The sequence below is a fragment of the Bacteroides sp. AM10-21B genome, from assembly GCF_003472565.1.
Classification (GTDB): Bacteria; Bacteroidota; Bacteroidia; order Bacteroidales; family Bacteroidaceae; genus Bacteroides; species Bacteroides propionicigenes.
Genome location: NZ_QRME01000006.1, coordinates 153,282 through 175,244, shown reverse-complemented (window position 1 = coordinate 175,244; position 21,963 = coordinate 153,282). Strand labels below are relative to the sequence as shown.

Genomic DNA, 21,963 nt, shown 5'->3' with positions numbered 1-21,963 from the left:
TTTATCACCTTTTCTGTTTGTTAGCGGTTGCTTATGTGTATCTTTTGCTAAATCTTCTTCTTGATGGCTTTTACCCAAATCTTATATCCTTCTTCTTTTAGATGTAGTCCGTCTGTCGTCAAGTCGGCACGCAGCACGTTACTGCCCTTCTCCGTGAAGAGTGGGAAGAGGTTGATGTAGGTCAGTCCTTTCTCTTTGGCAAGTGCTTTCAGCTGTTTGTTTATTTCGGGTATCATGCTTGTCTTTCCTGCCAGCTTCTTATAGCGGCCGAAGTTTTCGTTGATGGGAAGCAGGCTTTGCAGATAGAGTCTGGTGCCGGGAGATTCTTTCCGGATGCGCTCTATCGTTGTACGTATCATCTTGACAATACTGTCGCTCGTCAGGTCATGGGAGATGTCGTTCACACCGATAAGCAGAAACAACTTGGCAGGATGTCCCGGCAATATCTGGTGGAGACGGTCGTATACCCCCATTACTTCATCGCCGATGATGCCGCGATTGCGCACGTTCTTATTGCCAAGACGGGCAGCCCAGTTACCGCCATTCTCCGTCAGGCTGTTGCCCAGCATTACGATGTCTTTATTACCGATGGCCGGTTCGTCCATAAACTGCCGAAAGCGTTTGTAGTAATGGTCTGTATAAATGCGCGGGGATTGTTCGCCGGCAGCTTCGGTCTGCAAAGGTTGTGCGACAATCGCTTGCAGGCAGGACATAATTAAAAGGATGCTGATAAGAGTTTTCATAACATTATCATTCCTTTGCCCGATATGCATCTGCAGCTTTCTTCACGGAACCGTGCATCAGCAAGAGGGCTTTGGCTTTTCCATAGTCAAGTCCTAATTCTTCAACCAACATACGTGTTCCACGGTCTACCAGCTTCTTGTTGCTAAGCTGCATATTGACCATTTTGTTGCCTTTCACGCGTCCCAATTGTATCATTACGGAAGTGGTAATCATATTCAGAATCATCTTCTGTCCCGTGCCCGACTTCATGCGGGAACTGCCCGTAACGTATTCCGGACCTACAACCATTTCGATAGGCACATCGGATTCCGCTGCCATAGGGGAGTCGGGATTGCTCGTGATGCAAGCCGTAAGAATGCCATGCTCGCGTGCTTCATGCAGCGCACCGATTACGTAAGGAGTAGTACCGGAGGCAGCTATGCCGATAACGGTGTCTTTATCCGTGATATTGCGTTCCACCAACTCTTCCCAGCCGCGTTGCGTATCGTCTTCCGCATTTTCCACCGGATTGCGCAGGGCTGTGTCACCACCGGCTATCAAGCCGATAACCAACGTAGGAGGCATACCGAATGTCGGCGGTATTTCAGATGCGTCGAGTACGCCGAGGCGTCCGCTTGTGCCGGCGCCCATATAGAAGATACGTCCCCCCTGCTTCATGCGGGGTACAATCTGTGTCACCAGTTTCTCTATCTGGGGAATTGCCTTTTGTATGGCAAGCGCCACTTTCTGGTCTTCTCTGTTGATGTCTTCCAGTATTTCACGGACAGACTTCTTTTCCAAGTCGTTGTAGAGCGAGGGCTGCTCTGATATTTTTATAAACATAAGGCTATTTGCTATTTTATGATTTATGATATTCTATTAATCCTTCCATCGGACTTTTGATGACAGTGCCCAGTTGGACACCCATTTCCTGAGCCGCTTCCGCCAATATTGCTTTATAGTAGAAAGCTACAGAACCGATAAAGTGCACTTTACTCTTGCGGTAATTCTCGTATTGCATGACATTGCGTTTGAGGAATGCCTTGAAGCTGTCCAGCACTAATGTACGTATGCAAGGCTCATCCAGATTCTGGGCGAGGAATGGAGAGAGACTTGCAAGGAAACGGTTGGGGAACGGCTTGCGGTAAACACGGTCGATGATGTCGGCAGGTGTCAGGTTGAACTGTGCGAGGAACTTTTCCTTCAGTTCCGGAGTCATCTGGTTTTTAAGAATATTACCCACCAGCAATTTTCCCAATACGGCGCCGCTGCCTTCATCCCCGAGAATGAATCCTAAGGGAGATACATTGCGTACAATCTGTTTCCCGTCATAATAGCATGAATTGGAGCCTGTACCCATGATGCAGGCAATGCCGGCTTCATGTTGGCAAAGTCCTCGGGCTGCGGCAAGCATATCTGTATTCACTTCCACTTCTCCTTTTACCTGAAGATGCTTGGTTATGGCCCGGTGAACCATGGCTATCTTGTCGGGAAATCCGCATCCCGCACCATAGAAATATACAGCATCCAACGCATTCGTTGTTAATCGGGGCAACAGTGCCGTTGCTATCTCATTGCTGATTTCCTCTTCCGACTGAAAGAAAGGGTTAGTCCCTTTCGTGAATATCTGCTGGATGAGTTGTCCATTCTCTACAACACACCAATCGGTTTTTGTAGAGCCACTGTCTGCTATTAGAATCATATTTTTAGTTGTTTAGAGTTATTCGATTATAGTTTGATATAAATCTTTCGTTTGTAAAGTTGATAGCCGATGCACCAGTTGATACCGACGAATAACAGCGCATAAGCCAGTGAACCGCCGGTTTCACCAAATACCGGCATCAATAGTATCTTGTATAAGAATCCGTGTATGCTGATGCTGCCTTCTCCCCATGGAAAGCTGATGCTGCCGAAGAGGATGCCAAGCACGCCGCCCAATACATACATGAATAAAGGATTGACACCGAATGACTCAAAGAACAGGCTCCATTTTTTATACCCTTTCACGTCGATAATCCAAATGAGGAGTGCCAAGAAGCTGGAAGCCAGTCCGCAGGTAGTGAGTACAAAGGTAGGCGACCATATCTTCTTGTTGATGGGGCATCCATAACTCAGCAGGAAGCCTGCAAATGTAAGGATAGTGCCCGCTAAAAACAGTTTGATAAGGTGTGAGTTGAGCATATTTTCACGGTCTTCGTTGGCTTTGCCGCCTTCAAGCATCATACGGCCTACGCAGAACCCCAACAACACATGGGCTATGGCAGGAATGGTACTTAACAGACCTTCCGGATCGATACCGTTATCCTTATACATATGTGCGGGGGTGAGGATGGTGCGGTCTACAACGGAAAGGATATTTGTGTCGTTATAGGCAAAGCCATTGCCGCATACCAGCAGGATGAAGTAGCCTGCCAGCAAGGCGGCAATAAGGTAAGGGATGTTCCGATGCTTTATGGTCAGAGCTATGATAGCAGTAGCGCCATAACAGAGTGCCAGACGTTGCATGACACCCAAAATACGGATGTGGTCGAATGTCCATACGGATTCCCATAGTTGTGCGCCGAAGCTGATGCCTTCGGTGGGGGAGGTCCAGTAATAACAGAACTTCGAGAACCAGCCGATGGCCATACCTATGAGGAAGATGAGTATGGTGCGTTTTAGAATCTTCATGCCAGCGGTACGGCTGAATTCAAAGTTATACTTCTTCAAAGAAATGTATGTGGAAATTCCCATGATGAACATGAAGAACGGGAAGACGAGGTCGGTAGGGGTAAGACCGTTCCATTCTGCATGGCGCAAGGGTGCATAAATGTGTGCCCATGTGCCCGGGTTATTGACCATAATCATTCCTGCGATAGTGACACCCCGAAGTATATCGAGGGCAAGAATACGCTTGTTTGTTTTTACCGGATTGCTCATAATTTTATGTGTGTTAAGTTAGTTTTGGGTGATAGGTTCGGTACATTGGTCTACGAGGTAGGCTATGGACACGTATGGAATGCCGGAGTTGGTTGTCAGCCCTATTTCGCAGGTACGGCTGTTGGAATAGCCGATGCTGATGCCGGCCGCTTCTATCTGCGGACGGAGCTTGCGCAGGGCATACGCATTCAGCTCGGGGTATGTAAAGCCCCGGTCGCCGGCAAATCCGCAGCAACCGACTTCCTCCGGCACAATGACCTTTGTGGAACAGAGACGCGCCAGAGCGATAATCGTGTCAGCCAGTCCCATTTTGCGCATGGAACAAGTGATGTGGACTGCTACGGGACGGTCGATAGGCGTGAACACCAGTCTGCCGCGTAAGAACGTATAGATAAATTCTGCCGGTTCATAAAGTTTCATTTTATGAATCTTCTCACGCATCCGGTGCAGGCATGGGCTTTGGTCGCATAGAATAGGGTATTTGCCTTGTTCGCTGGCTTCCCAAAGGGCAGTTTCCAGTTCGGCTGTTTTACGGTCGGCAATGTCAAGCATACCTTTGCTTTCCCAGATTGTACCGCAACAGAGTTTTTCCATATTCTTAGGGAAGATGACCTCATAACCGCCTTTTTGCACTAGCCCAATCATTTTGCTAACCAATGCCTGCTCTACGGGAGATTTCTTGGGTAAACCCATGGTTTGGTTGATACAACTGGGGAAGTAAACAACTTTGGCCGGTTGACCGGAAGTGAGACGTTGAGAGCCGGCTGCATCGAAATGATAGGGCTTTGGCATGGCAGGAGTCCACTGGGGAATACCGAGGACGTTGTGCATACCTTTGGTAATACTGCCCATGACTTTTGTTCCTAATACGGAGTGACCGAAGTTAGCCAATCCCAATACAGGACGCAGGGTACTCTTGATACCGGCAAAGTGATTGGCGGCAAAATTGCCGGCCTTATATCCTAAGCTGCCTTGCGGCATTTCTTCTTGGCGAATAATATGTGTCAAGTCGCCTGTGTTGATTCCCATGGGGCAGGACATGGAGCAAAGCCCGTCACCGGCACAGGTTCGGTTGCCGGGATAGCGGTATTGCTTTTCCAGTAGGGAGAGACGTTCGGGGGCTTCACCATTCTGCCGAAGACGTGCAATCTCTCTTTGCAACACAATGCGTTGCCGTGAAGAAAGGGTGAAACCGCAGGAAAGACAGTTTACTTCGCAGAATCCGCATTCAATGCAACGGTTTACTTTGGCAGCCGGGCTCTCCGCATCCAAAGGTATCAGCGGAAGCGGCTTGAAGTTTTTGATGTGGCATTTCGGGTCGTTATTGAAGATAACTCCGGGATTTAATAGACCTTTCGGGTCGAACAGCTTTTTAACGGCTTTCATTACCTCGTAGGCGGAGTCTCCCCATTCATAACGGACAAAAGGAGCCATATTGCGCCCTGTGCCATGCTCAGCCTTTAGAGAACCGTCGTATTTGTCTACAACCAGTGTCTTGACATCATTCATCAAATCTTCGTAACGTTTCACTTCGGCGTCACTGCCGAAGGATTGGTTGAGGATGAAATGGTAGTTCCCCTCCAGTGCGTGCCCGTATATGCAGGCGTCTTCGTAGCCGTGGCGGGCTATGAGTTGCTGCAATTCGGCGGTTGCCTCGGGTAAATCTTCGATATGGAAGGCTACGTCTTCGATGAGGCACGTTGTTCCCGGTTTCCGCGTTCCGCCTACGGAAGGGAAGATGCCGGATCGGATAGCCCAGTATTGTGAGTATTCTTCCGGTTTGTCGGTGAAGCGGACGGGCGTATAAGTTCGGAAATCAGCGAGACAGCATTCTATGTTGCTGATATTCTGTCTCAGTTCTTCTGCGCTGCGGGCTTTGGTTTCAGTCAGCACGGCGGTCAGTCCGGTTTCGTCTCCCGGTTCTACGCCGGGCAGGAGAGATGAACATACTTCTCCCCTATATTTCAGGAATATAGGGTCGCTGACTGAAGCTAAAGACTTCCAATCCAGAAGTTCCGCTCCCTTTACAATCCACTCGCCGTTGTTGTCGGTGAGTTTCTTCATGGCTACTACGGCACGGCAAGCGTCTTTTATGGTTTTGAAGTAGAGCATGGCGCTTGCCTTGCAAGGATAGTCGTACTCAGTCTGCATGGTTACTTGGGAAAGGAATGCCAATGTTCCTTCCGAACCAACCATGAGGTGGGTTATTATATCGAACGGATCGTCAAAGCGGACGAAGGGAAGCAAATTAAGACCTGTTACATTCTTAATGGAATATTTGTAACGGATGCGTTCCGCCAGCTTTTCGTTGGCACGCACTTCATCGCGAAGGGTGCAAATACGGCGTATAAAATCGCGGTGTGTCACTTCGAATGCGGCACGGCTGACACAGTCTCCGGTGTCAAGCAGTGTTCCGTCCGGCAGGATGATACGGGCGGAGAGAAGCACCTTGTCACTGTTGGCGTGCGTGCCGCAGTTCATGCCGGAAGCATTGTTCATGACAATACCGCCTACCATGGCGCTTTTTACGGAAGCCGGGTCCGGAGCGAATTTTCGTCCGAAAGGAGCTAACAGTTCATTTACCCGTTGCCCGATAATGCCGGGTTGCAGGGTGATTTCCTTGTGGTCGGGAGATATGCTGTATTTCTCCCAATGCTTGCCGGCTACGATAAGTATGGAGTCACTAATGGCTTGTCCGGACAGGCTTGTTCCTGCCGCTCGGAAAGTAACGGGCAGGCTGTAATAATCAGCCAGTTTCAGCAACCGGGAGATTTCCTCTTCTCCCTCCGAACGGATTACGATTTGCGGGATGAGGCGGTAGAATCCTGCGTCAGTTCCCCAAGCCAGCCGGCGGAGTTCGTCGGTATAAATCCTTTCCTGCGGGATGAATTGTCTCGCTTCCTGCAGGAAAGCCATATAGCTACTCTTTTTCATGTCACTTATACAAATAATATTGTTTCGATAGTTTACGGAAATTCTCGACATCCTTATACCAATAGTCCCGGACATCTTCCCAACGGTTCCGCTTACTGAAACGCTCACGTATCTGCTTCGAACCGCTTACTTTATCGAACATGGAGAAACGGCCTTTGTCTGCATGGTCGAATACGGCGCGGTCGGGATAGAGTGCGGCAACTTCTTGCATAACGAGGAATTGTATTTCACTGAGCGGGGCTTTGCCGAAGTCCATGATATGCACTTGTACGCCTTGCAGCAGTTCTCCTTTGCCTACGGAGTAGAAAGGTTTCAGGTACATCGGTCGGAAAATGACACCCGGTACGTTCAGGTTATTCAAGTTCTTGGCAAGCTTGTCAGCCTCTACCCATGGAGCGGCAAACATCTGGAACGGAATCGTGTAACCTACTCCGATGGACATATAGCCCAGCTCGCCTAAAATACCGCTGACGGGATAGAAAAATGCGGAATGCGGATGCGGAATGTGCGGGGAAGAAGGCACCCATTGCAATCCGGTCTGTGTATAGTCCATTTTGCGTTTCCAGCCTTTCATCTTTACAACCTGCAGTTTGCATTGCTTGCCCTCTTTCAGCATCTTCTCTCCATTCAACATTAAAGCCAGCTCACCGCAAGTGAGTCCGTAAAGGTACGGAATTTTAAATTGGCTGACAAAAGAAACGCAGTCATCTTCCGTCAGATTACCTTCAATCTTCAGTCCGCCTACGGGATTGGGGCGGTCCAGTACGATAAGCTCTTTTCCGTTTTCGGCAGCGGCTTCCATGGCAAGTCCCATGGTGCTGATATATGTGAACGAACGACAGCCGATGTCTTGGATATCATATACCAGTACATCGATGTCTTTCAGCATTTCCGGTGTTGCTTTGCGTGTACTTCCGTACAGGGAGTAAACGGGCAGTCCGGTGGAGGCATCTTTCATATCCGTTACGTGGTCGCCGGCATGCACGTCACCGCGTACGCCATGCTCCGGACCATAAAGGGCCACGAGGTTTACGTTCGGTGCTTCGTGCAGAATATCAATCGTGGATTTCATATGGTTGTCTACTCCGGTAGGATTGGTGATTAATCCTACACGTTTACCTTCCAGGCATTTGAAGTTTTGTTCTTTCAGTACTTCAATACCGGTCTTTATTCTTATTTTTTGTGCCTGTACCATGCTTCCGCAAAGGATACAAATCAGGCAGATTGTCATTATCTTCTTCATAGCTGATTATTAATTATTAGTCACTAATTACTTTTTTCCATATTCCGGGTCTATCTTTCTGTCTGCAAAGACGGTAACTATCACAGTGGCGATACAACACACGATTACCATCCAGAAGAAGTTGGTGTATCCGATAGATTCCTGAATGTAACCCGCAAACATACCCGGAATCATCATACTCAATGCCATGAATGCGGTACAAATAGCGTAGTGGGATGTTTTGAACTCTCCTTCGGAGAAGTACATCATATAGAGCATATAAGCTGTGAAACCGAATCCGTAACCGAATTGTTCGATGGCAATGGCAGTGGATATGGCAAACCGGTTTTCGGGTTGGCAAATGGCAAGATAGACGAAGGTCAGGCAAGGTAGTGTCATACATGCCGCCATCCACCAGATGGATTTCTTTAACCCTATGCGTGATGCGAATACCCCGCCGAGGATACCGCCCAACGTGAGGAATATTACTCCGATAGTACCATATACGATGCCTACTTCTGCTGTGGATAGTCCTAAGCCTCCTGCTTCTTTGTTGGCAACAAGAAACGGCATACACATTTTGATGAGGAATGCCTCAGGCAGACGGTAGAGTAGCATGAATACAATGGCAAGCAATACGCCGGGCTTGGTGAAATAGGTAGCGAATGTGCGTCCGAATTCCTTGAAAATAGCTTTTGCGCTGGCTGTTCCCGGTGCCAGGACAGACTTGTCGGAAGTCGGCTTGGGTATTGCAAAAAGATGGTAGAGGCTTACCGCGCTGAACATGACGGCTGTAACCAGCATCGTGATGGTCCATGATAGCGGAATATTGTCGTATTTCAGTTCGATAGCACCGGCAATAGCTACGAGCACTCCTTGACCGAAAATAGATGCAAGACGGTAGAAAGTGCTTCGGATACCGACAAACTCTGCTTGTTCGCCCGATTTTAGCGCCAACATATAGAAACCGTCCGCTGCAATGTCGTGTGTGGCGGAAGCGAATGCCGTGATTATAAATAATACCAGCGTGAGGGTGAACATACTGATGGGTGTGGTTCCGGCTGCCATGGTTGCTTCATCCGGACGCGGTATACTCAGCGTCAGTAAGATAAAGGCTATCGACATCAGAATCTGCATGGAAACAACCCACCATCTTTTGGTTTTGATGATATCGACAAACGGACTCCAGAAGGGTTTGATGGTCCAGGGCAAGTACAGCAAACTGGTAAATAACGCCATGTCTCCATTGGGAACGCCCATCTTGGCAAACATCAGTACGGAGATATTGTTCACGATAAAGTAGGGGATACCTTGTGCAAAATACAAGGTAGGAACCCATGCCCAAGGTGATATTTTCTTGATATTGTTCATTCTATTAATTGTTTTCTGTTATTAGATTAGTCATATAGTTTATCAATGCTCGCACCTATATAGTAGTGCAACAGTATAGCATCATATTCGTATCCCTGTTCGCCCATTACGGCAGCGCCTATCTGGCAAAGCCCTACGCCATGTCCCCAGCCGGCTCCGGTGAGGATAAAACGTCCGGGTACACCTTCTTCCGACACCTCTGTACGGTCCACGACAAAGGCGGAACTGTAAAGGTGTGAGGGAGAGAGTGTCCGACGAATTTCCAACTCTTTTCCGATAGTCAGTGTTTTCTTTGTACCGACAATCTTCAGTTTCCACAGACGTCCGGAAGTGCCGCGAGCAATAGGAATAAGGTCTATAATCTGTCCGTAGTCTATGCCGGAGCGTTTCAAGATGAGGGCAGAGAGTTCGTCTTGGGTGTATTCTACTTTCCAACGGTAGAAATCTGTAGTTTCCTGATCGTAACTGTTGAGTACCTGCGATAGGATTTTCTTATCCGTGGTATTACAAAACGCCTCGGGAGAAGTACGTATCCATCGCTCAGCCTCGGCTTCTTGCGTCAAGTCGGGTAATTTTTCACTATCAACTCTATAGTCGCGTTGTTTGGCAAGATAAGGGTATTTAATATCTTCCCAGCAATATTGAAATTCTTCGAAAGCGCCGCCACAGCATTTGGAGAAACGGGCGTCGCAGATTTTGCCTTCCGAGGTAAGTACCTGTCCGCGAGTGGCGGCTATCGCCTGTCTGACTATATCGGTAGAGGCGCGGGTTATTCCTTGATAGCGTTGGCAATGGTCGTCTGCACATACGTCGAAATGAGTATGGTCTTCACGGTCGTACCAACGGATGAGTTCTTCGTCTGTTTGGGTAAAAGCGGAATAGTCGGTTTGCGCTTCTGCTACTTCTTTGTTTTTCTGTATCTGTGCCAGTAGCCAGCTACGCGAAATGACTGCATGGGCTTTCAGCAGTTCCAAAGAAGCCGTTGCGCTCATTTCACTGGAAATGACACTGGTCAGATAGTCTTCGACATGGATGACATTGATACCCGTCAGTTTGCCGTTTTCCACAATAATCTTTAAGGAGCCCTGAAAGCGTTGGTCTTCTTTCCGTTCCCAATGAAAGTTTATTCCGATAGTTACATCCAGCAATTCGAATGCCGCAGCAGATTCCTGCAGGGGTTCAAATAGTAACTCGTCATATTGACGACCGTTCCAAAGGATTTTTCCTTCGTCATAGGTGACAACTTGCTTGCCGCTGACTTCCTTGCCGGATGTGCGGTAAGGAGCTAACAGGACAAACTCTATCTGCGACTCGAATAATATACCAACTTCTACTTTGGGCTCTTTCATATTCATCTGTTTAAGGAATAACGGATATTATATTTGTTCTTTGATACGTTGCCGTACTTTCTGGAAATCTGTAGGTGAAAGACACACCTCACTTAATATTTGCGCAATGTCCTCTACCGTTATTTTGATAAAGTCTTTTTCAACAGGCGTAATGAATACGCCGCCTAAATCAACGGATGCGGGACTGCTAAGCAAATTGGCATCACCCTCTGCTGTGTAACAAGCTGGGCGATGCTTGGCGCGGGGAAAGATGAAAACAATCCATTTATCGGCTTCGTACATTGCGAGAACGTTCATCATCGGTTCATCTTCATCGGGCTGTATATCCAGGGAATGATAGATGATGTCGAACAGTTTGAGTGCTGTTCTCCGGTCGGCAGACTCAATGACAAGGGTAGTGCGCGGGGAGTCGTTCAAATACCAAAGGGTAGCCTGACCGTAATCCCCTACTTTGCCCGCTATTTGTTCGCGCCAGTCTTGCTCGATGGGCATAAAGCCTTTGTTTCCGGCTTGGAAATGTGCATGATCGGGAGCGGATGCGCCGCATTTAGGTCCGTTATAAAAGATTGTATAATCGGTCAGATGCTGTGCCAGGTCCAGCATATCTCCGAAACGGGGAGCTATGCGTTGGTTGACGTGGGCGGTTTCCGGTACCGTCAGGTGACGGGGAAATATAGGAAACGGATTGACCAATATATTATAATGCCCTTCAAAGGGAATGCCTTTTTGTTCTGCCGGCAGGTTGGCAGGGCAGAGAAAACATCTACGCTCTTTTATGGATTTGGCATCTACCTTGGCTCCGGAAGATACAATACGTGCCGGATTGAACTGCACCTTATAAGGAATACCGTTCACATTCAGCTCTTTCACCTGCACTCCGGAAAGGGCGGCGTAGTTGTTACGCGCCATTTCCCAAGAAGCAAGTTGTTCGGTCAGAAGATTGTGTATTGTCTGGTTCATATATTATTTCTTGTTTTTCTTGTTCATTGCCACGCGTGCCTGCAATTCCCAAGTGCGGATGCGGTCTTTGTATAAGTTGTGTCCGTTCATTTTAACGATGTCTAATGAAGCGTCTGAATTATCATCCCAGCGGCGGCAGTTGTAGACAACATCATAAACACGGCCTATCTGGTATTGGCGTGAGAAATTCAATCCCAAGGCATAGTCTTCGCCGTAGCTTGTGTTAGGTACTTTCACCTCACGCAGTACCGGAGTATAGAATGCACGCGGTGCACCCAAACCATTGATGCGGAGAGCATTGTTCCGTCCGTTATCCGGCGTCCATTCTTTGTGGTCGATGATACCCGGGGCAATCATATTCATATTGAAATCTGTCATCATGTAAGTACCTACTACCATAGCGCAATTCTGCTCATAGAAAGCACGTACCATTGTAGTCAGTGTGTTTTCATTGGCATATACATCGTCACTGTCCAGTTGTACGGCAAATTTGCCGCATTTGGGGTGATGTACACCCATATTCCAGCAGCCGCCAATACCAAGGTCGTTGCGTTCAGGGATAATATGGATGAGGCGTTCGTCATTCTTAAATTCATTAATAGCCTCAGTTGTACCGTCTGTGGAATGATTGTCAATGATGATAAGGTTGAACTTGAAGTCTGTTTTCTGGTTTAAAACGGATTGAATGGCATCGCGAATAGTGCGTATGCGGTTACGTACGGGGATGATAACAGATGCTTCGTACTCAAAGTTTCCGGCAGAAAACTCAATCTGTTTGAATTCCGGTTTCAGATAGCCGCCGATTTCTTTCAGATGCTCTGTACACGCTTCTTCCATTTCAATCTGACGGTTACGGTTCTTCGGGTCAACATAATCAAAAATCTTTTCACCGCTCTTACGCGTATCATTTTCTACTTCACTGTACAGATATTCATTGATATGTACAAGGTCGGCTCTTTGGCTCAACTTCAAGCGTAAGTCGTAGAGGCCGGCAAAGTTGTAATTGGATGTAAGACGGTCGGCGGCTTCTTTCAGTTTGGAAGTTTTGAAAAGGAGCACTGAACCAAAGTTGAAATCATCTCTCAACGAACCGAATTGATAGTCTATGACGGGTGCATTCGTTTGCTTGCCGTTAGCTATCTGGTAATGGTCGGCATAGACCATTCCTGCATCTGAATCTTCTGCAATGTGCATCATGCGTTCCAATGCGAACATACCCAGCTCAAGAGTAGTCTCTTTGGTATAAAGTAATGTATATTCCGCATTGGCTCTTTGAGCTATGGTTTTCATGGTAGTACAGCTGTAGGGCATATCTACCAATAGGACTTCACAACCGGGTAGCGTTTCAAGGGTAGCGTCGGTCGTTACTAAATGGATGTTTCCAACGAGGCCTGCAGCCTGTAATCCTTGTACTGTTTTTTCAGCTTGTTCTTTTCCTGCGTAAGGAATAAAGCAATCAATCTTCTTCATATCTATAAGGTGTTATTTTTTATTTTTTTATTTTCAGCAGTCCGGTTTCTCCACTGGTAGCGGTAAATAGTATCCGGTCATTACTAAGCGGAACCACAGTATTTATAAGTGAATTTCCGATTTTGTGTTTCCATAATACTTTCCCTGTTTTGGCTTCCAATGCGAAGATAAGCCCTTCTTTAGTGCTTCCAAATACGACGCCTTCTTTTTCTACCTGCATGGAGGGTGCGTGTTCGTAGCCGAAGCCGACGTTGGATGCCCATAATTCGCACGGTTGGTTGCCCTTGGCGGAATAACAGACGATACTGTCGTTCATCGTCTTGCTGTAAATACGTTCTCCGTCTTCAGACAAGCCTATCGTTTCCCGTACCATAGACTGGAAAGTGCGCCACACGGTATTACCTGTTTTTAGGTCAATAGCTGTCATGGCACGTTGCGGATCGGTAATGAATACCTTTCCGTCTGTGGCTACCGGCCATACGGCTGCCGGAGAAAAGTGCATACGGGTCAGTCCGCCTGTCCATTTCCATAACTCCTTGCCGTCTGCCTTGTCCAAGGCATATAAGGTGTTGTCCCATGCACCGAAAATCACTTTATTTTCTGTTACCAGAGGCTTAGTCTCAATATAGCCCTTTACGCTTGTAAAGTTCCACTTTACGTCTCCCGTATAGATGTTTATGGCACGGAATGTATGGTCGCTGGCACCGATATAGGCAACTCCATTGTCTATGGTTACTGCCCCTAATACGGGTTCGGCGGCTTTTACTGTCCACAGCAAGTTACCGTTTTGGGCGTTCAGACCATATATTTTACAGTCTGCGGAGCCAAAGACCACAATTCCCTCACTTACGGCAGGCGTTCCGACTATCCTTTTCCCGGATTGGAAGCTCCATAACTTTTTACCGTTTTTAAGAGCGTAGGCTGTCAGATAGCCCATGTCGTCACCAACGAATACTTTATCTTTCTCCACAGCCGGCGAGCAGTAAATACCTGCTCCGGTTTGTACCGTCCATTGTTCTTTTACCTGTGAATACTCCTTGTTTACGGAAAAATCCGGATATTTCTCGGCTTTTCCGTTATGGTCATAGTACGAATCTGTCAGAGAGAAAGCAGCCCATTGTTTTTGGCGCTCTCCGATACGTTGGGTATAGACGAGGATGGAATCTTTGGTTATCTCATAAATGCCATAGCCGGGCTTTTTATCCTTGTCGCGCAGGTTACTGCGCATCAGGATTCCCGGAATGCCGTCATAGCGTAAGTTATGATTACGGTGATAGTGTCCACCGATGAATAGGCGTATATTATACGGGCGTACGGCATCCGTTACTTCGTACCAGTTGTCTACATCCCCTTCTATCATCGGATAGTGGGTGACAAGTATCACGGGCTTATTCAGTTGGAGATTACCGGCATTGTATTGGTCCATTCTCTTTTTCATCCACCGGATGTCTTGAGGTACAACATGACCATAGGCCATACGCATCAGCGGACCGGAGTTGAAGCCTAAGAACAAAAAACCTTTATGCTCGAAATCAAATCGTTCGCCACCGAATATTTCTCCGAAAGCAGTGCAGCCGGAATCGCTCCATTTGGTCTCGTGGTTACCCAGTGCTACGTAATATTTCACTTTCAGCAGGTCAAGGCATGATTTTACTTTTTCCATGGTTGCACGGTCACCTTCTTCAGTGAGGTCACCTGTTACCAATACGAAATCAATACTGTCGGTTGCATTGATTTGTGCTACAGAGCGCAACAGATCTTCCGTCGGATTGGGATTGTTCGGACTCAGATGGAGGTCCGTCAATTGCGCGAAACGGAATGTCCCATGTTGTGCCTGTACCATAAATGGTAACAGGCAAACAAACAGGGCGCTGATGAATAATCTTCGATTCATAAATGATGATTGGTGTTATAAGTTCTTTTTATTTCTTGGCTTTATTGTCGAAGAATGTCAGAATAGCGTTCATCAGACATTCTCTTTCTTCTGCTGTACGCAGTGACTCGAAGGGGAATCCTAAGACGCAAGTCTTATAGTCTCCTTCATAGGCTACTCCGGCGCTTAGGTTATTCTCGGAATAGCGCATTACCGTATAAGCTTCTTTGGTAGCCGGTTCAATGGCGTCAGGAGATTCCACAATGTAAGAATCTGAGCTCAGCTCATTGTTATATGTGTAGTTTCCTGAGAGAACCGGGAAGGGGGAAGCTACACACTTCACTTTGCCCATTGTGGCTGCTTGCCCCACACGCCATTTGTATTTCAGTACTTCCATAGCAAATTTCTTGTCTTCTTCTTTGGCAGGAATAAGACGGTTGTCCCACAGGTCTGTTCCTACGTAGGAACCTGATACGAAGATATTGCCGCCTTGGTTACAATAAGCTGTAATACATTCCTGCATTGGTTGGCTGAATGTTTTGAACTCCAAAGGATTTACTCCGCCCCTGCCCATTTTGGTCTGGCACTCTTTGCCAAGGATAAGGTCGGTATATTTATAATCGTTCAGGGTGATTTGTTTGTTTTCAACTGCTTCGTCACTGCTGGAGACAAAGGAATAGCCGGCTTTTAATATGGCGGCTCCATGCAGAGCTGGATAATCGAATGTGTTTCCGGCGATAACCTGTGTTTCATAATTGCCGTAACTGTCACCGAAGCCGGATGCGTCATCGTCCATCCACGGAATAGAGCGACGGTACTCTTTCATCTTTCCTATATAACTGATGTCCTGTATGTAGGGTACTCCATGATCCAATTCATCTAAAAAACCGGCAAGCAATGTATCTGCCGGTGCGGCAGCTACAAAATCTGCCGGTGCACTGATGCGATCAAATCCGTTGACTATTAATACAATGCCTTTGCTATTGAAGGCTTGTCCGGCTGAAAGTATCTCGGAGGGGAAACTTTCTCCGCCTTTGTTGAGGGCAGTCACTTTATAGCTGCATACGATGCCGGCAGGAAGAGTGGCCCGATAACTGTTTTTGTCTACCACTACACCGTTATCAAAGTCTCCGTCACCGATACGGGTATAGACGACATATCTTTCGGCAACGGCTGTAGGCTCTAAAGAGTCGGCTACCGGTTGCCAAGTCAGTTCAATCTCATTTTCGCCAATCATGCGCAGACTCATATGGTCCACCGGTAAAGGTTGTACTATATAATCCATCTTATATTGCGAACAAAGGAATTGTAGCATTCCCTTATAGATGGCACGGCTCACCGTAAAACGGAAACGCGGGTCGAGTCCATAGCGCATATCAGCAAAATTCTGGTGGGAAAGCAGTTCAAGCAGCATTGTCGGAACTCGCGGAACACGTGCTTCGTAGTAGGATTGATTCCATTTGCCGCGGCGTGTCCATTGAGGCTCGTAAAGTGTGCGGATGTCACGTACGATATTGGACTGAATCAAGTCTGTCAAATCATGTGAGAGATAGCGTGATGCACCGTTGGCAAATACGCCGTTATAGGCATCAGTCTGATAGATGCCGAGTGTTCCGATAATGGAGTCATTCAGCGTAGTACCGGCGTCGGAGTGGAAAGCGAATGCCATATCCACCGGAATATTCAGACCTTTCTCTGCGGGATTGACGGCAGAACCGCCGGCAAGGTAATTCACCCATATGCCACGGCTCTTATAATCATCAGTGTAATCATTTTTACCATTACTGTCGGAATACACGCTGTCCGGGATACCCGCCCATTGCATCCAGTAACGGGCTGCTTCGCAGAAGCGGGGATACCCGCTCTTCTGGTATTCGGCAACATAGGAGGGCTGATGTGTTGCCGGAGCGCTTCCTGTTCCGTTTGATGAATTGACGGCTTTATCGGAACTTTTCAAATTATCTGTTGCGCCTTCTTCGGAGATACGTCGGGCAATGTTTCCCATGCCGCCGCCAATCTTTACGGCATCGGCGGTTACGATTTGTCCGGCTTTGACAGAGCGGTTGCTCAGGGTTACTTTACAGGCATTATTCTTTCCGGCATCGAAACCGAACGTTCCTAAGTAAATCCAAGTGCCACCACCCATTTGCTGGTTCACTTTGAATTGAGATACCCCGCCTTTATGATAAATGGTGTAAAGTGCGTCATTGCTGCTGTTTGAAACAGTCTGATAAGAGACATAAACAGCATAATGTCCGCTTTGGGGAATTTCGGGAATCCATTCGGCAACACTTTCTTTTCCCTTCTTAATGGTCTCTATGGCGCGGAATGTTCCCTCTTTAAAAGGATTCTCAAAATCCGTATATTGAGGGCGAAGATGTGCAAAGCCTTCACCATTGCCTTGTATCCATCTCTTGTCGGCACTGTTTTCTGCATATGTAGAGCGTGTGTCGAGGCAACCGTCATTGTCGATAATGATTTCGGAGGTCTGGCAGTCACGTTCACGTGAAATCAAGACATTAGCTCCTGCGTTTTCCAGCATCGGAACGAGGTAGGGTAGTACATAACTCTGTGTGTACAGGTCTTCTACGGTCTGGAAGATGCGTGCGCGTTGCCATTCCCAACGGTTGAGTTTTGATTCATAGTAGTAACCGTGGCTTTGCCATAAAGCAATGTGACGGTTTTGCAATCCGTTGGTTGGAGTATAGGGTCTGGATACTTTGGTTACTAAAGGGTGCTGCACTTGTTGGCTGAAAGTCAACGCCTTCTTGTCTTTTTTCAGGCGCAATATTTGCGGTATGAGTTCTTCAATACTGTGTTTGTTGGTGCGCAGCTGTAATTTGTATTTCGAGAATTCGGCAGGCAGTAAAGCACTGATTCCTTGATAAATTTCCGCTACATTATTCTCCCGGAAAGGAATATAAGAGCAGTTCATGTTGGCAAAAAGTTTCAGAGTATTTTCCTCTATGGCTACAGAGTCAATAGTGATGCGTCCTACGGATATTTCCTTCCGTGCGGTATTGTCCAGAAACTGTCCTATCTCTTGACGGGTTTCTGCCGGAAGCTCTTGCGCGCCGCCTATCTGGGGGATGAGGGCGGCGGCGAGCATACTAAATAAAAAGTGAAGTCTTACACTCATGATGATGTATTAAGTTAAATGTTCTTTTTGTCTTTCCTTATCAATATGCAGAGTCCGATGAATGTGAACAGTGCGTTGAATATGAGTAGTTCATAACTGAACTGGTAACCATTGAACCATGCTTCCGAATTCTTTTGCAGGATAAAACAAAAAAATGGAGAGGCGACAGCTACGAATGGTATATACTTGTCGCGTACCTGTTGCTTCATGAAAATGCCAAAAGCAAACAAGCCCAAGATAGGACCATACGTGTAACTTGCCAAAATATATACGGCATCAATTACACTGGTATTATTCAGCAGATTGAATACATAAATGGTTATGCCCATTATTATAGCCATTCCTATATGTACCCGTTTCCGGACTTTTACAACTTCTTCTTCTGTTTTTCCTTTCGTACCGAGAATGTCTACGGTGAAAGAAGTGGTGAGGGCCGTCAGTGCAGAACCGGCTGCCGAATAAGCGGAAGAAATGAGACCGATAATAAACAGGATGCTAACAATGGCAGGAAAATAATTCCCTGTGGCGATTACGGGGAAGAGTTCATCACTCTTATTCACCTGTATGCCTTGACTGTCGGCGAATATGTAAAGTAATACACCCAGCATCAGAAATAGCAGAATAACAAAGAATTGTGAAATGATACTGGTAATCATATTCTTCTGTGAATCTTTGAAGTTTTTGCAGCTAAGGTTTCTTTGCATCATATCTTGGTCCAGTCCTGTCATGGCTATCATGGTAAATGCTCCGGCAAAGAACTGCTTGAAGAAGTATTGTTTACTGTTGACATCGTCGAAGAAGAATATACGGGACATATCACTGTCGGCTATCGTGCCAATCATACCGGTGAAGGATAGATGAAGGTCGGATGCTATGTAGTATATGCACAATACAACCGATACCACGAGACAGAATGTCTTTAAGGAATCTGTCCAGATAAGTGATTTAACTCCACCGCGAAAAGTGTACAGCCACACTAATACTACAGTGATGGCTACATTTAGGATAAACGGAAGCCCGAATGGCTCGAACACCAGTAATTGCAATGTTAGGCAAACAAGGAATAAACGTACGGCTGCCCCAAGTATTTTAGAGATAAAAAAGAACCATGCTCCCGTGCGATATGAAGACATCCCGAAACGGTCTTCCAAGTATTCGTAGATAGAAATTAAATTCATCCGGTAGAATAGGGGTGTCAGAATAAACGCAATAATTAGCTGTCCGGCGACAAATCCCAACACCATCTGTAAATAGCCGAAACTGCTTGCGCCAACCATACCGGGCACAGATACATATGTTACTCCCGATATGCTGGAACCAATCATTGCAAAGGCTACCACATACCAAGATGATTTGCGGTTGCCTACAAAGAACCCTGCATTGTCGGCTTTTCTGCCCGCAATATAGGATACTGTAAAAAGTATCGCAAAATAGGCGGCAATAGTAATGATAACGGATAGTGGGCTCATTGTGGTGATTGGATGTTAGTATTTACAAACTGATTCGTAGTTGTTTTTTATAAATGATTATTCTTTATAAAGGAGATAGGGCTTTCGTTGCTTTTTGAACTTTTCCACATCACCTTTCCAACGGCTTTTAATTTCTTCAGCGCTTTTTCCGTCCACTATCATTTTACGGACATAGTCCGTACCTATCAACAGCTCGAAGAACGGACGGAAAAAGTGATTGCCCATATTCAGGTTCTTGTAAGCATCAATGACATAACTCAAATCTACTCCGCGCTTCCATATTTCTTCGTCACTCATATTGCTGAGGTTTACGCCGTGGCATAATTTGTTCAGTTGAGGTGGATTCTTGGCTCCGGGGGTGCTTTTAGGTGTAAAGCTATAGCTGTAGCCCCTCATATTGGGATGACCGTACACTTGAAAGGGAAGTGCAGTGCCTCTGCCCAAGCTGACGGGAGTAGCTTCAAAATAGCAAGTTGCCGGATATAGATAGATGGATTTCATGTTCGGTAAGTTGGGAGACGGCGGAATCGGCAACGTGTATTTCGTTTGGTGCGTGTAGTTCTTGCAAGGTATAACGGTGAGGTCGCATACGCGAGAAGCCGGTAACCACCGTTCGCCGTTTACCATTAATGCCAGTTCGCCCAGCGTCATGCCATGCACAATCGGGATGGGTAGCCAGCCTACTCCGGATTTATATTTCATATCCAGTATGGGTCCGTCCACATAATGTCCGTTGGGGTTAGGGCGATCCAGCAGCAACACCTTGCGGTTATATTCGGCGCAAGCGTCCATTAAGCGGCACATTGTTATATAATAGGTATAGAACCGCAAGCCTACATCTTGTATGTCAATCACCAGTATGTCGAACTTTTTCATAGATGCCTTACTCGGCTTTTTGTCTTTTCCGTCGTAAAGGGAAAGAATAGGGACGCCTGTTTTCTTATCGACTGAGCTGGATACGTGCTCGCCTGCATCTGCATCTCCGCGAAAACCGTGTTCTGGTGAAAATATAGCTGCTACATTGAATTTATTTTCCAGCAGGATGTCCAATAAGTGTTTGTCCCCCACCATTCCTGTATGATTGGAAAAGATTGCAATCCGTTTACCTTTCAGGATTGGAAAATACTCAGAGGTCTGTTCATCGCCTAAAATTATGCGCTCCTTCTGTGCTTGGCACAGCAATGAGCTACATAACAGAATGGTCAATAGTAGCAGTTTCTTCATAATAGTATTATTAAGGAAAGTTCGTATGGACAAAGATACTTTTTATTTTAATATCAAAAACAATTATTTGCGAATATTTAGCATTATAATTATTAATTTGCAATTAAGGAAGTGGTTTAAAAGAATAAAGGTGACAGTTGCAGTCACCTTATATGTTTTTTAAATTTGTCATATAGTTCGTACATATAAAAATAAATTATTCAGTAGGCAGATACGCTTTGTGGCTTATAAGAAGATAAACTTTTTGATGATTTATTCTCGGAATATTAAAAATAACTATATATTTGTATTCAATTCTAAAACTAACTACCTATGAAACTGATTGCGGAGAGTGGTTCTACAAGAACTGAATGGGCCCTGGTTGAGGACAATCACTTGATACAGCGTGTTTTCACCGAGGGGTTGAATCCTTTCTTTCAAACGAGGAGAGAGATTAGTCGGAGTGTGCGCTTAGGTTTACCCGAGATTTTTTTCAAAAGGAAATTAGAGCAAGTATATTATTATGGAGCAGGATGTACCTCTTATGAAAAGAAAAATATATTAGGAGCGTCATTAGTAGCACAATTTAAGACGCCTATCCAAGTGGAGAGCGATCTTCTCGCGGCGGCACGAGGCTTGTTTAAATGTGAGGCGGGTATTGCCTGCATTTTAGGAACAGGCTCTAACTCATGTTTTTATGATGGGAAAATAGTAGTTAAGAATGTAAGGGCAGGTGGTTATATCTTGGGAGATGAAGGCAGTGGAGCCGTACTGGGAAAAATGTTTCTGTCTGATGTCTTAAAGGGATTGACGCCTAAGGATGTGATGACCGATTTTTTTGAAAAGTTTCGTATCAGTCCTAATGAAGTCATGGAGTCGGTGTATAATCGTCCTTTCCCAAACCGTTTCCTCTCTACGATTTCTTATTTCTTGGCCGACTATACCAATGATGATTATGTATTCAATTTGATAACCGGTAATTTAAGGGCTTTCTTTACCCGAAACGTATGTCAGTATGACTATAAGAATTATCCTATTAGATTTGTCGGTTCATTGGCCAATAGTTATGCAGCCATATTAAGGGAAGTGGCCGGTGAATTCGGAATAGGATTGGACGTTATTGAAGAAACTCCTATGAATGGACTGATAGAATTCCATTCTTTAAGTATTGAAGAACCTTAAACTCATATATATAATAAGGTATATATAGTCTGTCTTTGCAAATTTAAAAGTATAAGGTTAAAAAAGTGCAAAGAAATGTTCTTGATATTGAATAATAATATATCTTTGTTACGTGTGAAGTACACAGAATACTTTATCACCTTTGTTAA

The 21,963-nt window shown here is 46.1% G+C and carries 14 protein-coding genes and 1 pseudogene; 1 reads left to right on the top strand and 14 read right to left on the bottom strand.

Annotation, left to right across the window (positions count from 1 at the left end; all coding sequences use genetic code 11):
• Window positions 1-47: 47 nt before the first annotated feature.
• The 14 genes and pseudogenes from DW121_RS09645 to DW121_RS09580 form a co-directional block, all read right to left on the bottom strand.
• Window positions 48-650, bottom strand: a pseudogene (locus DW121_RS09645) (GDSL-type esterase/lipase family protein); the annotation flags it as partial.
• Between the two features lie 100 nt (window positions 651-750).
• On the bottom strand, window positions 751-1,566 hold the full coding sequence (gene murQ / locus DW121_RS09640; protein ID WP_117711636.1) for an N-acetylmuramic acid 6-phosphate etherase: 816 nt from the start codon (window positions 1,564-1,566) through the stop codon (window positions 751-753).
• Between the two features lie 16 nt (window positions 1,567-1,582).
• Entirely contained in the window at window positions 1,583-2,425 is an 843-nt protein-coding gene (locus DW121_RS09635) for a BadF/BadG/BcrA/BcrD ATPase family protein (protein WP_118323661.1), read from the bottom strand.
• A 26-nt stretch (window positions 2,426-2,451) separates the two neighbouring features.
• Window positions 2,452-3,642: an acyltransferase family protein gene (locus DW121_RS09630; protein WP_118323660.1), complete on the bottom strand. Its 1,191-nt coding sequence runs from the start codon at window positions 3,640-3,642 to the stop codon at window positions 2,452-2,454.
• 18 nt (window positions 3,643-3,660) lie between these two features.
• Window positions 3,661-6,576 carry an FAD-binding and (Fe-S)-binding domain-containing protein gene (locus DW121_RS09625; protein ID WP_118323659.1) on the bottom strand — a complete coding sequence of 972 codons (2,916 nt, stop codon included), beginning with the start codon at window positions 6,574-6,576 and terminating at the stop codon, window positions 3,661-3,663.
• A gap of 1 nt (window position 6,577) precedes the next feature.
• The gene (locus DW121_RS09620; protein ID WP_117711632.1) at window positions 6,578-7,819 is read right to left on the bottom strand and encodes an exo-beta-N-acetylmuramidase NamZ domain-containing protein; all 1,242 of its coding nucleotides are present in this window, start codon (window positions 7,817-7,819) and stop codon (window positions 6,578-6,580) included.
• A gap of 27 nt (window positions 7,820-7,846) precedes the next feature.
• On the bottom strand, window positions 7,847-9,169 hold the full coding sequence (locus tag DW121_RS09615) for an MFS transporter (RefSeq protein ID WP_118323658.1): 1,323 nt from the start codon (window positions 9,167-9,169) through the stop codon (window positions 7,847-7,849).
• Window positions 9,170-9,195: 26 nt separating this feature from the next.
• The gene (locus tag DW121_RS09610; RefSeq protein WP_118323701.1) at window positions 9,196-10,518 is read right to left on the bottom strand and encodes a SpoIID/LytB domain-containing protein; all 1,323 of its coding nucleotides are present in this window, start codon (window positions 10,516-10,518) and stop codon (window positions 9,196-9,198) included.
• A 27-nt stretch (window positions 10,519-10,545) separates the two neighbouring features.
• A complete protein-coding gene (locus DW121_RS09605) occupies window positions 10,546-11,478 on the bottom strand; it encodes a DUF4922 domain-containing protein (RefSeq protein WP_118323657.1) in 933 nt (310 codons plus the stop codon).
• A gap of 3 nt (window positions 11,479-11,481) precedes the next feature.
• On the bottom strand, window positions 11,482-12,948 hold the full coding sequence (locus tag DW121_RS09600) for a glycosyltransferase family 2 protein (RefSeq protein ID WP_118323656.1): 1,467 nt from the start codon (window positions 12,946-12,948) through the stop codon (window positions 11,482-11,484).
• A gap of 19 nt (window positions 12,949-12,967) precedes the next feature.
• Entirely contained in the window at window positions 12,968-14,842 is a 1,875-nt protein-coding gene (locus DW121_RS09595) for a PQQ-binding-like beta-propeller repeat protein (RefSeq protein WP_118323655.1), read from the bottom strand.
• Window positions 14,843-14,870: 28 nt separating this feature from the next.
• Window positions 14,871-17,960, bottom strand: a complete 3,090-nt coding sequence (locus DW121_RS09590; protein ID WP_118323654.1) for a xanthan lyase — start codon at window positions 17,958-17,960, stop codon at window positions 14,871-14,873.
• A 14-nt stretch (window positions 17,961-17,974) separates the two neighbouring features.
• Window positions 17,975-19,429, bottom strand: a complete 1,455-nt coding sequence (locus DW121_RS09585; RefSeq protein WP_117711626.1) for a sodium:solute symporter — start codon at window positions 19,427-19,429, stop codon at window positions 17,975-17,977.
• A gap of 57 nt (window positions 19,430-19,486) precedes the next feature.
• The gene (locus DW121_RS09580) at window positions 19,487-20,653 is read right to left on the bottom strand and encodes an exo-beta-N-acetylmuramidase NamZ domain-containing protein (RefSeq protein ID WP_117711625.1); all 1,167 of its coding nucleotides are present in this window, start codon (window positions 20,651-20,653) and stop codon (window positions 19,487-19,489) included.
• Between the two features lie 312 nt (window positions 20,654-20,965).
• Here DW121_RS09580 and DW121_RS09570 point away from each other — a divergent pair, with 312 nt between their 5' ends.
• Window positions 20,966-21,814 carry a hypothetical protein gene (locus tag DW121_RS09570; protein ID WP_118323653.1) on the top strand — a complete coding sequence of 283 codons (849 nt, stop codon included), beginning with the start codon at window positions 20,966-20,968 and terminating at the stop codon, window positions 21,812-21,814.
• Window positions 21,815-21,963: the final 149 nt, after the last annotated feature.

Excerpts from the sequence above, each read along its gene's own strand:
- DW121_RS09600 (WP_118323656.1), bottom strand. The coding sequence starts at position 12,948 with ATGAAGAAGATTGATTGCTTTATTCCTTACGCAGGAAAAGAACAAGCT.
- DW121_RS09570 (WP_118323653.1), top strand. The coding sequence starts at position 20,966 with ATGAAACTGATTGCGGAGAGTGGTTCTACAAGAACTGAATGGGCCCTG.
- DW121_RS09635 (WP_118323661.1), bottom strand. The coding sequence starts at position 2,425 with ATGATTCTAATAGCAGACAGTGGCTCTACAAAAACCGATTGGTGTGTT.
- DW121_RS09625 (WP_118323659.1), bottom strand. The coding sequence starts at position 6,576 with ATGAAAAAGAGTAGCTATATGGCTTTCCTGCAGGAAGCGAGACAATTC.
- DW121_RS09585 (WP_117711626.1), bottom strand. The coding sequence starts at position 19,429 with ATGAGCCCACTATCCGTTATCATTACTATTGCCGCCTATTTTGCGATA.
- DW121_RS09590 (WP_118323654.1), bottom strand. The coding sequence starts at position 17,960 with ATGAGTGTAAGACTTCACTTTTTATTTAGTATGCTCGCCGCCGCCCTC.
- DW121_RS09615 (WP_118323658.1), bottom strand. The coding sequence starts at position 9,169 with ATGAACAATATCAAGAAAATATCACCTTGGGCATGGGTTCCTACCTTG.
- DW121_RS09580 (WP_117711625.1), bottom strand. The coding sequence starts at position 20,653 with ATGAAGAAACTGCTACTATTGACCATTCTGTTATGTAGCTCATTGCTG.
- DW121_RS09605 (WP_118323657.1), bottom strand. The coding sequence starts at position 11,478 with ATGAACCAGACAATACACAATCTTCTGACCGAACAACTTGCTTCTTGG.
- DW121_RS09595 (WP_118323655.1), bottom strand. The coding sequence starts at position 14,842 with ATGAATCGAAGATTATTCATCAGCGCCCTGTTTGTTTGCCTGTTACCA.
- DW121_RS09630 (WP_118323660.1), bottom strand. The coding sequence starts at position 3,642 with ATGAGCAATCCGGTAAAAACAAACAAGCGTATTCTTGCCCTCGATATA.
- murQ (WP_117711636.1), bottom strand. The coding sequence starts at position 1,566 with ATGTTTATAAAAATATCAGAGCAGCCCTCGCTCTACAACGACTTGGAA.
- DW121_RS09610 (WP_118323701.1), bottom strand. The coding sequence starts at position 10,518 with ATGAAAGAGCCCAAAGTAGAAGTTGGTATATTATTCGAGTCGCAGATA.
- DW121_RS09620 (WP_117711632.1), bottom strand. The coding sequence starts at position 7,819 with ATGAAGAAGATAATGACAATCTGCCTGATTTGTATCCTTTGCGGAAGC.